This is a genomic window from Pseudomonas sp. PDM22 (assembly GCF_014851965.1).
GTDB lineage: Bacteria > Pseudomonadota > Gammaproteobacteria > Pseudomonadales > Pseudomonadaceae > Pseudomonas.
Map to the genome: position 1 here is coordinate 514,224 of NZ_JACVAR010000003.1, position 13,210 is coordinate 527,433.

Genomic DNA, 13,210 nt, shown 5'->3' on the forward strand with positions numbered 1-13,210 from the left:
ATGCCTACCCACACTCGCATCCGCATGTTCAACACCAAGGACACCTACCCGAACCAGACCCTGGACAACGACCTCTGCCAGGCCGTGCGTGCCGGCAACACCGTGTACGTACGCGGCCAGGTCGGTACCGACTTCGAGGGCAACCTGGTGGGCCTCGGTGACCCGCGCGCCCAGGCCGAACAGGCGATGAAGAACGTCAAGCAACTGCTGGAAGAAGCCGGCAGCGACCTGTCGCACATCGTCAAGACCACCACCTACCTGATCGACCCGCGCTACCGCGAGCCGGTGTACCAGGAAGTCGGCAAGTGGCTGAAGGGCGTGTTCCCGATCTCCACCGGCCTGGTGGTGTCGGCCCTCGGCCAGCCGCAGTGGTTGATGGAGATCGACGTCATCGCGGTCATTCCGGACTGATTGATGATCTGAAATGCGATGCGGCGACGCGGGATTTCCTGCCTCGCCGCTTCGTCGTTTGTGCAGGTTTGCGCTGATAGAACAAGCAAAGGAGCCACCATGACCTTCTCCATCGTCGGCCGCTGCGCCGAAACCGGACAACTGGGTATCGCCATCAGCTCCTCGAGCATCGCCGTGGGCGCCCGCTGCCCCTGGGTGCGCGCCGGCGTCGGTGCGGTGGCCACGCAGAACATCACCCTGCCGGCCCTCGGCCCGCAGATCCTCGACCAGCTCGAAGCCGGCCTGGAGCCGGGTGCGGCGCTGGACAAGGCGCTCTCCAGCAACGGCTACAGCCAGTACCGCCAGGTGACGGTGATCGACCAGCACGGCAAGGTCGCGCTGTTCACCGGCAGCGAAGCGCTGGGCGTGTACAACGCCGTGGCCGGTGAAAACTGCGTGGCGGCGGGCAACCTGCTGTCGTCCCCCGCGGTGATCCAAGCCATGACCCAGGCCTTCGAAAGCGCCAACGGCTGCCTGGCCGAGCGCCTGCTGGCCGCGATGCAGGCGGCGATGGCCGCCGGTGGCGAGGCCGGCCCGGTGCATTCGGCCGCCCTGAAAGTCGTCGGCGACCTGGTCTGGCCGATCGTCGACCTGCGCGTAGACTGGGCGGACGAAGCGCCCATCGATGAGCTGGAAAAACTCTGGGTGGCCTACAAGCCGCAGCTGGAGGACTACCTGGTGCGCGCCCTCGACCCGACCAAGGCGCCGAGCTACGGCGTGCCGGGCGACGAGTAAGCGACCCTCCCGCAGGGGCGGCCATGCCCGCTCCTGCAAAAGTTTTGAAGCAGGACCCGACCATGCCTTCCAGCCGTGAAATCCTCGCCGACCTGATCGCCTTCGATACCGTCAGCCGCAATTCCAACCTGGCGCTGATCCACTACATCCGCGACTACCTCGCGGGCTTTGGCATCGCCTGCGAGCTGTTCCACGATGCCGAAGGCGGCAAGGCCAATCTCTACGCCACGGTGGGTCCGCAGGACCGCGGCGGCGTGTGCCTGTCGGGCCACACCGACGTGGTGCCCACCGATGGCCAGCCGTGGACGGTCCCGCCGTTCGAGCTCACCGAACGCGATGGCCGCCTCTACGGGCGCGGTACTGCGGACATGAAGGGCTACATCGCCTGCGTGCTGGCGGCGGTGCCGGCGTTCCTCGCCCAGCCGCTGCGCCTGCCGGTGCACCTGGCCTTCTCCTACGACGAGGAGGTCGGCTGCCTCGGCGTGCGCTCGCTGCTCGCCGCGCTGGAGCATCGCGAACACAAGCCGATGCTGTGCATCATCGGCGAACCCACCGAACTCAAGCCGGTGCTCGGCCACAAGGGCAAGCTCGCCATGCGCTGCCAGGTACACGGTGCACCGTGCCACTCGGCCTACGCGCCGCAGGGCGTGAACGCCATCGAGTACGCGGCGAAACTGATCGGCCGCCTTGGCGAGATCGGCACCCGCCTGGCCGCACCCGAGCGCCATGACCCGCGCTTCGATCCACCCTACTCCACCGTGCAGACCGGCGTGATCAGCGGCGGCCGCGCGCTGAACATCGTGCCTGCCGAATGCCAGTTCGATTTCGAAGTACGCGCGCTGCCCAGCGACGATCCGCAACAGGTCGCCGATGACCTGCGCGCCTTTGCCGAAGCCGAGCTGCTGCCGAAGATGCGTGCGGTGAAGGCCGAGACGAACATCCGCTTCAGCGAAATTTCCGCCTACCCGGCGCTGGTCACCGACCAGCAGGCCCAGGCTGCCGAGCTGATTGCGCAGCTGACTGGCTCGCGCGACTTCACCACCGTTGCTTATGGCACCGAAGGCGGGCTGTTCCACCAGGCCGGCATCCCCACCGTGGTCTGCGGCCCGGGCAGCATGGACCAGGGCCACAAGCCGGACGAGTTCGTCAGCCTGGAGCAGTTGGCGAAGTGCGATGAAATGATGGGGCGACTGGCGGAGTGGTTGCGCGGTTGATTCGCCGCGCGGTTTACCCGGCTTCGTAGGAGTGGACTCCGTCCGCGATGGGCATCCGGCTTGCCCTGAGCGGCCGGAAATCGATCGCGAAAGAATCGGCTGTAGGGCGCATAACCCGGAACGGGTTATCCGCCGCATCCCTCGCGGCGGATAACGCTGGCGCGTTATCCGCCCTACGATCCAGTCAGCCGGTCGCGGGCATGGCCCGCTCCTGCAGGTTCAGCGCTGCGCGGTCAGGCAAACGCCGCGCGCAGCTCGTCCATGTTCGCGAAGTAATGCGCCGGGCTCTCCGCCATCAGCTCTTCGCGGCTGCCGAAGCCATAGCCGACACCGGCGGCGGACAGGCCGTTGCGGTGCGCGCCGATCAGGTCGTGCTTGCGGTCGCCGATCATCAGCGTCTGCTTCAGGTCCAGCTGCTCGATGCCCAGCAGGTGCTCGATCAGCTCGACCTTGTTGGTGCGCGTGCCGTCCAGCTCGCTGCCGTAGATCACCTTGAAGTGCCGGGCGAAGTCGAAGTGGCGGGCGATTTCGGCGGCAAACACGGTTGGCTTGCTGGTGCAGATGAACAGCGTGCGACCCTGGCCGCCGAGCAGTTGCAGCAGCTCGGCGACGCCATCGAACACCTTGTTCTCGTACAGCCCGGTGTCCTTGAAGCGCACGCGGTAGTGATTCACCGCTTCCCAGGCGCGCGCCTCGTCGAAGTCGTAGGTGCTCATGAAGCACTGCAGCAGCGGCGGGCCAATGAAGTGTTCGAGCTGACGCAGGTCGGGCTCGTCGATGCCCAGCTGGGCGAGGGCGTACTGGATCGAACGGGTGATGCCCTCGCGCGGGTCGGTGAGGGTGCCGTCGAGGTCGAAAAGAATGTTCTGGTAATGCATGGGATCAGCGTCCGGCCGCGAAAGTCGGGCGGGAAGGATAACTTGCATCGTGACTTTCAGGGATAGCGAATCTCGGTAGTTGCCCCCGCCTCTCGGAGTAGAGCCTCCCAGCGAGCAAGCTCGGATGGCCAGCCCGAGATCAGCAGAAAGGGCCCAGCCTTGATCCGCTCGTGCGCCTGGGCCGGTGTCCAGCCAGAAGCCGAGCGCACCAATCTTGCAACTGCCCCCAAATTGGCGCCAGCAACGATGACCCACAGTTCAGGGTCGCGCATGGGGCCAGGAATCGGCGGGGAAAATTGGCCGAAGAGCTGGCGCAGCGAATCGAGCGCGTCCTTCTGGATCAGGGCGCAGAGGCTCCGTGCAGCGTCGACATGTGAGCGACAGAACCAGGCAGCTCCAGCCGGCATTCCCACAGAGCCTTCAAGCAAGGGCAGATAGTCGGCAAATCGAATCAACTCACCACCGTTCCCTGTATGAAAGTACTCACCTCGGAAATCCTTGCCACAAACTGCGCAGTAGGGTGGTGTCATTCGATTGCCTCGGTCATCCGGGGGCCATTGAAGGCGCTTCAGTATGCAAGGCGCGCCATCGACATTTCCATCATTCGGCGCCATTGCCGGCGGGGGGCGCCGAGCCCTGCCCCTGCCTGAGCACCCGGAAACCGCCGCTGGCGCTGACCGGCGCGGCCTCGCCGACGCCGTAGGTCTGGGCCGCGGATGGCTCTTGCGCGTCATCCTCCGGCTGCGCCAGCCGGCCCGTCAGGCTCTGCTGCACACGGGCGCCGAGGTGATCGACGCCGGACATCACCCCGCCGTCCGGGTCGCGCATCAGCGCCAGCCACTGTTCGTCGAAGGCGGCGTTGATCTCCTTGCGCAACTGGGTCTCCACCTCCGGTCGGTCGTGGTCGTTGCCGGCCATGCTGAACAGGGTGAAGGCCACCGATATGACCGAGCCGGCGACCTTGCCTGCCGCGCTCGCCACCACCCCGGCAATGCTGCGGTTGCGCAACTCGTGCACCAGCTTGGCGCTGGTGCGCTGGGCCACCGGTGAGACGCCACTGACCTTGGTGCCGGCCCCGGCCTTGCCCGCCGCCGTGCGGATGTCCTGCATCAGCGCGGCGAAGGCCGGCAGCTTGCCGATGTCCTTGGCGTACGCCACTTCATACAGCGAAGCATCGCGGCTGGAGGGCGGGCCGAGGGAGATCGCCGGGATACCCATGAGGTGCTCGTCGAAGGCCTTCTGCGGGATACCGCGGCGCTGGGGAATGTCCTTCACCGCCACGGTCAGCAGCTCGATGTAATGCCGGGTGGCCTTCTCCATCACCGCGTCGGGGTCGACCTGCTTCGCGACGGGTATCAGTACCTGCTTGCGGTACTGTTCCTGCAGATAGACGGCCAGTTTGTCGACGGTGGGATCGAGGTCGCCGTGGGAGCCCATCTTGTACCAGGCGACCTTCATGCTCAGCCATTCCTGGGTCCAGTAGCTGGAGAACCAGGGGATGAATTTCTCGTCGGTGCGCTGGTAGACCAGGTCCATCCACTGCTGCATGGCCTCTTCGGCGTAGGCGCGGGCCTGGGAGGTGGCGGCCAGGGAAGCGGCGCCAATGTCGGCATCCACCTGGTGCCAGGTGGCTTCGCTGATCGGGGCGGCGGGCTGGGCGGGGTGATGGGCGCAGCCAGCCAGCGCCAGCATTAGCAAGGCAATGACACCGCTGCGCCGCCAGGGCGAAACGGTGGCGCTGGGGGAGCACAGACTGTTCATGGCCGCTCGCCGGCTCGGCGGCGCCGTGATGGCTGGCCGCCCGCTGCTGAACCCGGCCGGGCACGCGCTGGCGTCCGGTCACCTCGGGTCAGTATAGGGCGCCAGACCCTGCATGGCCGGCCGTCCGGCGGGACGGCCTGGTTGTAGGGCGCATAACGCCTCGGGCGTTATCCGCCATCGGGGGATCGGCGGATAAAGCGTTCCGCTTTATTCGCCCTACGGAGACTCCGCCGTCAGCCGGCATAACCCTCGGCAATGTGCTGATCCTTCAACTTCACGTAGTTCCCGGCGGTATAGCTGAAGAACGCCCGCTCCTTGTCCGTCAGCGGCCGGGCCTTCTTCACCGGGCTGCCGACATAGAGGAAGCCGCTCTCCAGCGTCTTGCCCGGCGGCACCAGGCTGCCGGCGCCGAGGATCACCTCGTCCTCGATCACCGCACCGTCCATGACGATGGAGCCCATGCCAACCAGGATGCGGCTGCCGATGCTGCAGCCATGCAGCAGCACCTTGTGGCCGATGGTCACTTCGTCGCCGATGGTCAGCGGGAAGCCGTCCGGATTGAAGGGGCCGGCGTGGGTGATGTGCAGCACGCTGCCGTCCTGCACGCTGGTGCGCGCGCCGATGCGGATGCGGTGCATGTCGCCACGGATGGTGACCAGCGGCCACACCGAGCTGTCCGCGCCGATCTCCACGTCGCCGATGACCACCGCGCTGGCATCGACGAAGACGCGCTCGCCGAGGGATGGCGTTTTGCCCTGATAGGTTCGAATCGTCACGATAGCTTTCCTCTGGCTGCGGTTACGGCCGATTGTATTTAAGATGGCCGGGTGTTTCTTCAGCCAAGGTGCCACCGTGAGCGCGAATCCCCTTCTGCAGAGCTACGACCTGCCGCCCTTCTCCTCCATTCGCCCCGAGCACGTGAAGCCGGCCATCGAGCAGATCCTCGCCGACAACCGCGCCGCCATCGCGCGCATCCTTGCCCAGCAGAACGGCACCCCGACCTGGGCCGGCCTGGTGCTGAGCATGGACGAACTGCATGACCGCCTGGGCAAGGCCTGGAGCCCGGTCAGCCACCTCAACGCGGTATGCAACAGCGCCGAACTGCGCGAGGCCTACGAAGGCTGCCTGCCGCTGCTGTCCGCCTACTGGACCGAACTGGGCCAGAACCGCGAACTGTTCAAGGCCTACGAGTCGCTGGCCGCCGGTGCCGAGTCCAAAGACTTCGACGTCGCCCAGAAGACCATCCTCGAACACGCCCTGCGCGACTTCCGCCTGTCGGGTATCGACCTGCCGGCCGACCAGCAGCAGCGCTACGCCGAAATCCAGACGCGCCTGTCCGAGCTGGGCAGCCGCTTCTCCAACCAGCTGCTGGACGCCACCCAGGCCTGGACCAAGCACATCACCGACGAAGCCGCGCTGGCCGGCCTGACCGACTCGGCCAAGGCGCAGATGCAGCAGGCCGCCCAGGCCAAGGAGCTGGACGGCTGGCTGATCAGCCTGGAATTCCCCAGCTACTACGCGGTGATGACCTACGCCGAAGACCGCGCGCTGCGCGAAGAGGTCTACGCCGCGTACTGCACCCGCGCCTCCGACCAGGGCCCGAACGCCGGGCAGAACGACAACGGCCCGGTGATGCAGGAAATCCTCGACCTGCGCCAGGAGCTGTCGCGCCTGCTGGGCTTCAGGAACTTCGCCGAGCTGTCCCTGGCCACGAAAATGGCCGAGACCCCCGAGCAGGTCCTGCACTTCCTCCGTGACCTGGCCGTGCGCAGCAAGCCCTTCGCCGCCCAGGACCTTGCGCAGCTCAAGGCCTACGCCGCCGAGCAGGGCTGCCCGAACCTCGCCAGCTGGGATGCCAGCTACTTCGGCGAAAAGCTGCGCGAAGCGCGCTACAGCGTGTCCCAGGAAGCCCTGCGCGCCTACTTCCCGGTGGACAAGGTGCTCTCCGGCCTGTTCGCCATCGTGCAGAAGCTCTACGGCATCCAGATCCGCGAGCTGAACGACTTCGAGCGCTGGCACCCGGACGTGCGCCTGTTCGAGATCGAGGAAAACGGCCAGCACGTCGGCCGCTTCTACTTCGACCTCTACGCCCGCGCCAACAAGCGTGGCGGTGCCTGGATGGACGGCGCCCGCGACCGTCGTCGCACCGCCGGTGGCGAGCTGCAATCGCCGGTGGCTTATCTCGTCTGCAACTTCACCCCGGCGGTCGGCGGCAAGCCGGCGCTGCTGACCCACGATGAAGTCACCACCCTGTTCCACGAGTTCGGCCACGGCCTGCACCACCTGCTGACCCGCGTCGAACACGCCGGTGCCTCGGGCATCAACGGCGTGGCCTGGGACGCCGTCGAGCTGCCGAGCCAGTTCATGGAGAACTGGTGCTGGGAGCCCGAAGGCCTGGCGCTGATCTCCGGTCACTATGAAACCGGCGCGCCGCTGCCCCAGGACCTGCTGGAGAAGATGCTCGCCGCAAAGAACTTCCAGTCCGGCCTGATGATGGTTCGCCAGCTGGAGTTCTCCCTGTTCGACTTCGAGCTGCACGCCACCCATGGCGACGGGCGCAGCGTGCTCGACGTGATCGAAGCGATCCGCGCTGAAGTCGCGGTGATGCGCCCGCCGGCGTACAACCGCTTCGCCAACAGCTTCGCGCATATCTTTGCCGGCGGTTACGCAGCCGGTTACTACAGCTACAAGTGGGCCGAAGTGCTGTCCGCCGACGCGTTCTCCCGATTCGAGGAAGAAGGCGTCCTCAACCCGGCGACCGGCGCAGCCTTCCGCGAGGCGATCCTGGCCAAGGGCGGCTCCCAGGAGCCGATGGCGCTGTTCGTGGCCTTCCGTGGCCGCGAGCCGTCCATCGACGCCCTGCTGCGCCACTCGGGCCTGTCCGAGGAGGCGGCGTGATGAGCGAGGTGAAGAAGCGCTTCATCGCCGGGGCCGTCTGCCCGGCCTGCAGCGAGCAGGACAAGATCGTCATGTGGGACGTCGACGGCGTGCCGCATCGCGAATGCGTGGCCTGCGGCTATGCCGACACGCTCAACGCCCAGGGCCAGTCGGTGCCGAAAGAGCTGTCCACCCGCGTCAACACCAGCGCGCTGGAAAAGCCCAAGGACCCGAAGGTGCAGGGGGTGCAGTTCTTCCCCAATCCGAAACTGAAGAAGCCGCAGGAATAGCGCCTGCGTGACGCTCAGCGAATGCCCCGGCTTGCCGGGGCATTTCTTTTTCACCCATGAGCTATTGCCGACGGCATCTATAATGACCAGAATTCCGGTCATTATTTGGAGCCATTTCATGCAGAACCTGCTTGCCAATACTGCCGTCAGCGTGTCGGAACTCAAGAAGAATCCCTCTGCCGTACTGGCCGAATCCGGCGGTGAGCCGGTGGCGGTGCTCAATCACAACAAGGTGATGGGCTACATGGTGCCGGCGGAGCTTTTCGAGTCGATCCTGGAGCGTCTGGAAGACCTGGAACTGGCGGAAATTGCCCGCTCGCGACTGGGAGACAAAGGCGTCCCGGTATCGCTCGATGACCTATGAACTCGAATTCCTCCCTGCCGCCTTGAAGGAATGGCACAAGCTGGGGCATACGGTGCGTGAGCAGTTCAAACGCAAACTCGTCGAACGCCTGGAAAATCCTCGCGTCCAGGCTGACGCCCTGCACGGGCTGGCGGACCACTACAAGATCAAGCTGCGCTCGGCAGGCTACCGTCTGGTCTACCGCATCGAAGAGGATCGCGTAGTGGTTTCCGTGGTTGCGGTCGGCAAGCGCGAACGCGGCGAGGTATACAGCGCAGCGCAGGACCGGCGCTGAGATTTCGAGGATATTGGAGCGCCAAACCGCAAACCCCGGAACTGGCATCAAGAAAGGTCGCTACCAACTGGCATAGCATGACCCTCCGCCCCGCTCGTCCGGCCAGCCCATGTCGCCATGGCCGGCTAGTCTGTAGGGCATCGCCGCAAGGAATCCGCCAGATGCCGCCACCGACCCGAAGGAAGCGCCCCTGTGCTTGACCGCTTTGGCATGCTCGAGGTGATGCGCGCCTCGCGCCTGACGCAGTTCCCGATCAGCCCGGTGCTGCGCGAGACCCACGGATTCAAGGGGCGACTGACCTTCTTCCTGCTGCTGGCCGCCGCGCTGGTATTCACCTTCGCCGCACTCGGGCACGACATCCACGCCAGCGGCACGCACCTGGAGCCAGGCTGGTCGGTGCTGGTGCTGGTGGTCGCCTTGCTGATCGCCCTGGGCTTCGAGTTCATCAACGGCTTCCACGACACCGCCAATGCGGTGGCCACGGTCATCTACACCAACGCCCTGCCGCCGCGCTTCGCGGTGGCCTGGTCAGGGCTGTGGAATTTCCTCGGCGTGCTCTTCTCCAGCGGTGCGGTGGCCTTCGCCATCGTCTCGCTGCTGCCGCTGGACCTGCTGCTCAAGGTGGACAGCAGCGCCGGGCTGGCGATGATCTTCGCCCTGCTGATCGCCTCGATCCTGTGGAACCTCGGCACCTGGTGGCTGGGCTTGCCGGTGTCCTCGTCGCACACGCTGATCGGCTCCATCGTCGGCATCGGCCTGGCCCACGGCGCCATGGCCGGGCACCTCGGCCTGTCCGGCAACGCCTGGTCGCAATTGCTGACGGTCGGCTATGCGCTGTTCCTCTCGCCGGTGGTGGGCTTCTTCGCCGCCTTCGTGCTGCTGCGGGTGGCCAGTTCGACCATCCGCAACCGCGCGCTGTTTCACGCGCCGGAAGGCCGCACGCCGCCACCCCGATGGATTCGGGCGATCCTCATCCTGACCTGCACCGGCGTGTCCTTCGCCCACGGCTCCAACGACGGGCAGAAAGGCATCGGTCTGATCATGCTCATCCTGATCGCCACCGTGCCACTGGCGTTCGCCGTGGATCGCGCGCACTCGCCGGAACAGACCCGCCAATTGCTCGCCCTGACCCAGGCCAGCCAGGAACAGCTGCACCGCTCAGGCGGCAACCCGGCGGCGGACCCGCGCCAGGCGCTGTTGAGCTATCAGGAAGATGAGGTGGTCAGACCCGAACTGCTGCCCTCGCTGGGTAGCGTGATCAGCGATGTCAGTGCGCGCCTGGAGCGCTATGGACAGCTGGACAAGGTGCCAGCCGAGGAGGTGCAGGACCTGCGCAACGACCTCTACCTGAGCCTGGAGACCATCCGCCTGCTGGACCGCAGCGACCAGCACTTCGAACTGGAAACCTGGAGCAGCCTGCAGGCGCTGCGCCAGGGCGGGGAGCAGGCGATCCGCTTCATTCCGGTGTGGGTGAAGGTCGCGGTCGCCCTGGCGCTGGGCCTGGGCACGCTGGTGGGCTGGCGGCGCATCGTCACCACGGTCGGCGAGGGCATCGGCAAGACGCCGCTGACTTATGCACAGGGCGCTTCGGCGCAACTGGTGGCCATGCTCACCATTGGCGCGGCGGACGGCTTCGGCCTGCCGGTGTCGACGACCCAGGTGCTCTCCTCCGGCGTGGCCGGCACCATGGCGGCCAACGGCAGCGGGCTGCAGTGGCCGACCATCCGCAACATGCTGCTGGCCTGGGTGCTGACGCTGCCGGCGGCCATCGGGCTCGCGGCGGGGCTGTACTGGCTGTTCACCCGGCTGCTCTGACGGGTAGTAGGGCGAATGACCTGGAACAGGTTATCCGCCGATATGCCGTCTGCGGATAACGCTGGCGCGTTATACGCCCTACGCACCCTGCAGCTGGGGGTTGTAGGAACAACCCGACAGTTGGAAATCAGACCGCCGAGCAGTTAGTGCTGGCTGTGGAAAACTCAGTGGATTACTGTATTTATATACAGCACTCCTTCAGAGCTTTCCCACATGAGCACTTCCCTTCCATCCCGCGGCCGGGGTACCGCCAGCAATCCGCACAACCGCTTCGCGCCAACCACGTCGGTGCCTGTGGATAACGACTGGTACGACGAAGTGCCCAAGCCCCAGGTGACGGAAATCCGCAGCGAGCGGGCGAAGTCGGTGATCTCGCGCAACCAGTCGCCGGACCTGCCCTTCGACCGCTCGATCAACCCCTATCGCGGCTGCGAACACGGCTGCATCTACTGCTACGCGCGGCCGAGCCACGCTTACTGGGACCTGTCGCCGGGGCTGGATTTCGAGACCAAGCTGATCGCCAAGACCAACGCCGCCGAAGTGCTGGAAGAAGAGCTGAGCCGCAAGGGCTATGTCTGCGCGCCGATCAACCTGGGCGCCAATACCGACCCGTACCAGCCCATCGAGCGCCAGCAGCGCCTGACCCGGCAGATCCTCGAGGTGCTGCTGCGTTACCGCCATCCGCTGACCATCGTCACCAAGGGTTCGCTGATCCTGCGCGACCTCGACCTGCTGGCCGAACTGGCGCAGCACAGGCTGGTGGGCGTGATGATCAGCCTGACCACCCTGGACGACGAGCTCAAGCGCATCCTCGAGCCCCGCGCCGCCGCTCCGTCCGCGCGCCTGCGGGCGATCCGCGTGCTGCGCGAACACGGCATTCCGGTGGGCGTGCTGTGTTCACCGATGATCCCGATGATCAACGACCGCGAACTGGAGGCGCTGCTCGAAGCTGCCCACGACGCTGACGCCCAGAGCGCCAGCTACATGATGCTGCGCCTGCCGCGCGAAGTCGGCCCGCTGTTCGAGGAATGGCTGGCGGCGCATTACCCGCAACGCGCCAATCATGTGATGAGCCTGATTCGCCAGCTGCGTGGCGGGGAAATCTACGACAGCCGCTTCGGCCATCGCTTCCGCGGTGAAGGCCCGTTCGCCGACCTGCTGGCCAAGCGCTTCGAGGTCGCCATGCGCCGCCTCGGCCTGAACCGGCGCGGCAGCTTCGGCCTGGACTGCACGGCGTTCGCTCCACCGCGCAGCCAGATGAGCCTGTTCTGAATCAGCGGTCGGGAGCCACCAGGTCCGCCATCATCTGGGCGAGTTGCAGCGGCGAGTTGAGCAGCTTCTCGATGACCACCAGGACGTTCTTCTCCTCCTTGCTGACCTTGCTGCCGAAGCCGAGGAAGCCGCCGCCGGAGGATTCCGCCACCGCCTTGCCCAGCGCCAGCAGGTCGGCCTTGAAGGCTGCCGCGTCAGTGTCGCTGGCCTGCTGGCCGAGCAGTCGGTTGACGTCGACCAGGTACTGCAGGCGGTTGAACTCGGGGTCGGCGAAGCGCTGCAGGAAGTCCATCAGCACCGCGCGACCGCTGGGCGTATCCGGGCTGAGCTCGGTCATCACGCGCTGCATCAGCACACTGGGGTACTTGCCGGATTCCTTGAACAGCTTGCCGAAAGCAGCGGCCTCCTTGGCATCGATCTCGCCGTCGGCGCTGGCGACCATGCAGAAGATCGCTATGGGCGCCTCGCGCAGATGTTTCCAGTCCTCGCCGGAGAAACCAGCGAAGCCGGTCATGCCGGTGATCTGGTCCTGCTGGTGCTCCTTCCAGATCGCCCGGCCTTCGGCGTTCTCGTCGCGGCCCTGGTAGAAAGCGTCGATCAGCGGTTGCAGCTCGTCCTGGGCAATGCCGGTGACGCCCAGCAGCTTGGGCTTGAACACGGCGAAGCCTTCATGGCTGTGGGCATGGCGGTAAGGGACGGCCAGTTGCATCTCACGACGCGGCTCGGCGTAGGAAACGACGTTCAGAATCAGCGCATCGACCTTGCCGACCTCCTTGTGGGTCACGAAGCCGTCGACAATCCATACCGCGCCGATCGCCTGCTGGGTGTTCTCCTGGTACATCCGCTGGCCCGCCTGCATGGCCTCCTCGCCGATGTCCGCCATCAGCACCACCATCTTGAGCCGGCCATCGGGCTCCAGGCAGTGGAACATCGGCATCAGCAACTCGCCGCCGCTCACCGTTTGCACCGCACTCGCGGCCGCGTTGCCGGCCATCCTGTAGATGTCTTGCATGGTCACATCCTTGTTTTCCGGGGGAACTGGGAAGGGTCCGGCGCCGTGCGCCACGCTCGTCATCCTGACCAAGCGGTAGGCCCGGTGGTCCGGGTCTTACAGTAATCGCCACGAATAATGTCACATTGCCTGTAGCGAAAATATTGGCGTCGTCACAGTAGCACCGTGACATTTCATCGCCATGATAGCTTGTCGATATCATCTTGAAATGTCGGCGAAACATCATGCAAAAGCTCATTCCAGAGCGGTTTTTTAATTTTGGTTTAAT

14 protein-coding genes are annotated in these 13,210 nt (G+C 65.6%); 9 read left to right on the plus strand and 5 right to left on the minus strand.

Going from position 1 to position 13,210, the window contains the following annotated elements; all coding sequences use genetic code 11:
* The 3 genes from IB255_RS13305 to argE all read left to right on the plus strand — a co-directional run bounded on the left by IB255_RS13305 (position 1) and on the right by argE (position 2,399).
* The gene (locus IB255_RS13305; RefSeq protein WP_015474916.1) at positions 1–411 is read left to right on the plus strand and encodes a RidA family protein; all 411 of its coding nucleotides are present in this window, start codon (positions 1–3) and stop codon (positions 409–411) included.
* A 99-nt stretch (positions 412–510) separates the two neighbouring features.
* Positions 511–1,185 carry a DUF1028 domain-containing protein gene (locus IB255_RS13310; protein ID WP_138213349.1) on the plus strand — a complete coding sequence of 225 codons (675 nt, stop codon included), beginning with the start codon at positions 511–513 and terminating at the stop codon, positions 1,183–1,185.
* 62 nt (positions 1,186–1,247) lie between these two features.
* Positions 1,248–2,399: an acetylornithine deacetylase gene (argE, locus tag IB255_RS13315; protein WP_192210473.1), complete on the plus strand. Its 1,152-nt coding sequence runs from the start codon at positions 1,248–1,250 to the stop codon at positions 2,397–2,399.
* Between the two features lie 233 nt (positions 2,400–2,632).
* Here argE and IB255_RS13320 read toward each other — a convergent pair whose 3' ends face one another.
* The 4 genes from IB255_RS13320 to IB255_RS13335 all read right to left on the minus strand — a co-directional run bounded on the left by IB255_RS13320 (position 2,633) and on the right by IB255_RS13335 (position 5,814).
* Positions 2,633–3,277 carry an HAD family hydrolase gene (locus IB255_RS13320; RefSeq protein WP_081518876.1) on the minus strand — a complete coding sequence of 215 codons (645 nt, stop codon included), beginning with the start codon at positions 3,275–3,277 and terminating at the stop codon, positions 2,633–2,635.
* Between the two features lie 56 nt (positions 3,278–3,333).
* Positions 3,334–3,807 carry a hypothetical protein gene (locus IB255_RS13325; RefSeq protein WP_192210474.1) on the minus strand — a complete coding sequence of 158 codons (474 nt, stop codon included), beginning with the start codon at positions 3,805–3,807 and terminating at the stop codon, positions 3,334–3,336.
* 70 nt (positions 3,808–3,877) lie between these two features.
* The gene (locus IB255_RS13330) at positions 3,878–5,038 is read right to left on the minus strand and encodes a hypothetical protein (RefSeq protein WP_192210475.1); all 1,161 of its coding nucleotides are present in this window, start codon (positions 5,036–5,038) and stop codon (positions 3,878–3,880) included.
* A gap of 233 nt (positions 5,039–5,271) precedes the next feature.
* Complete coding sequence (locus tag IB255_RS13335; protein ID WP_192210476.1) at positions 5,272–5,814, minus strand: gamma carbonic anhydrase family protein; 543 nt, start codon at positions 5,812–5,814, stop codon at positions 5,272–5,274.
* Positions 5,815–5,890: 76 nt separating this feature from the next.
* Between IB255_RS13335 and prlC the strand changes: the two genes are divergently transcribed.
* From prlC to IB255_RS13365, 6 genes are all read left to right on the plus strand, one after another.
* Positions 5,891–7,936: an oligopeptidase A gene (prlC, locus tag IB255_RS13340; protein WP_192210477.1), complete on the plus strand. Its 2,046-nt coding sequence runs from the start codon at positions 5,891–5,893 to the stop codon at positions 7,934–7,936.
* On the plus strand, positions 7,936–8,205 hold the full coding sequence (locus tag IB255_RS13345; RefSeq protein ID WP_024763727.1) for a YheV family putative zinc ribbon protein: 270 nt from the start codon (positions 7,936–7,938) through the stop codon (positions 8,203–8,205). The genes prlC and IB255_RS13345 overlap by 1 nt, the downstream gene beginning before the upstream one ends.
* A 118-nt stretch (positions 8,206–8,323) precedes the next feature.
* Positions 8,324–8,569 carry a type II toxin-antitoxin system Phd/YefM family antitoxin gene (locus IB255_RS13350; protein ID WP_081518881.1) on the plus strand — a complete coding sequence of 82 codons (246 nt, stop codon included), beginning with the start codon at positions 8,324–8,326 and terminating at the stop codon, positions 8,567–8,569.
* The gene (locus tag IB255_RS13355) at positions 8,559–8,843 is read left to right on the plus strand and encodes a type II toxin-antitoxin system RelE family toxin (RefSeq protein WP_081518882.1); all 285 of its coding nucleotides are present in this window, start codon (positions 8,559–8,561) and stop codon (positions 8,841–8,843) included. The genes IB255_RS13350 and IB255_RS13355 overlap by 11 nt, the downstream gene beginning before the upstream one ends.
* 210 nt (positions 8,844–9,053) lie before the next feature.
* Entirely contained in the window at positions 9,054–10,658 is a 1,605-nt protein-coding gene (locus IB255_RS13360; RefSeq protein WP_081518883.1) for an inorganic phosphate transporter, read from the plus strand.
* A gap of 213 nt (positions 10,659–10,871) precedes the next feature.
* On the plus strand, positions 10,872–11,930 hold the full coding sequence (locus IB255_RS13365) for a PA0069 family radical SAM protein (protein WP_081518884.1): 1,059 nt from the start codon (positions 10,872–10,874) through the stop codon (positions 11,928–11,930).
* Between the two features lies 1 nt (position 11,931).
* Here the strand turns inward: IB255_RS13365 and IB255_RS13370 are convergent, their stop codons facing one another.
* The gene (locus IB255_RS13370; RefSeq protein ID WP_081518885.1) at positions 11,932–12,942 is read right to left on the minus strand and encodes a hypothetical protein; all 1,011 of its coding nucleotides are present in this window, start codon (positions 12,940–12,942) and stop codon (positions 11,932–11,934) included.
* Positions 12,943–13,210: the final 268 nt, after the last annotated feature.

Excerpts from the sequence above, each read along its gene's own strand:
- IB255_RS13330 (WP_192210475.1), bottom strand. The coding sequence starts at position 5,038 with ATGAACAGTCTGTGCTCCCCCAGCGCCACCGTTTCGCCCTGGCGGCGC.
- IB255_RS13350 (WP_081518881.1), top strand. The coding sequence starts at position 8,324 with ATGCAGAACCTGCTTGCCAATACTGCCGTCAGCGTGTCGGAACTCAAG.
- IB255_RS13345 (WP_024763727.1), top strand. The coding sequence starts at position 7,936 with ATGAGCGAGGTGAAGAAGCGCTTCATCGCCGGGGCCGTCTGCCCGGCC.
- IB255_RS13310 (WP_138213349.1), top strand. The coding sequence starts at position 511 with ATGACCTTCTCCATCGTCGGCCGCTGCGCCGAAACCGGACAACTGGGT.
- IB255_RS13370 (WP_081518885.1), bottom strand. The coding sequence starts at position 12,942 with ATGCAAGACATCTACAGGATGGCCGGCAACGCGGCCGCGAGTGCGGTG.
- IB255_RS13305 (WP_015474916.1), top strand. The coding sequence starts at position 1 with ATGCCTACCCACACTCGCATCCGCATGTTCAACACCAAGGACACCTAC.
- argE (WP_192210473.1), top strand. The coding sequence starts at position 1,248 with ATGCCTTCCAGCCGTGAAATCCTCGCCGACCTGATCGCCTTCGATACC.
- IB255_RS13320 (WP_081518876.1), bottom strand. The coding sequence starts at position 3,277 with ATGCATTACCAGAACATTCTTTTCGACCTCGACGGCACCCTCACCGAC.
- IB255_RS13355 (WP_081518882.1), top strand. The coding sequence starts at position 8,559 with ATGACCTATGAACTCGAATTCCTCCCTGCCGCCTTGAAGGAATGGCAC.
- IB255_RS13360 (WP_081518883.1), top strand. The coding sequence starts at position 9,054 with ATGCTCGAGGTGATGCGCGCCTCGCGCCTGACGCAGTTCCCGATCAGC.
- IB255_RS13325 (WP_192210474.1), bottom strand. The coding sequence starts at position 3,807 with ATGACACCACCCTACTGCGCAGTTTGTGGCAAGGATTTCCGAGGTGAG.
- IB255_RS13365 (WP_081518884.1), top strand. The coding sequence starts at position 10,872 with ATGAGCACTTCCCTTCCATCCCGCGGCCGGGGTACCGCCAGCAATCCG.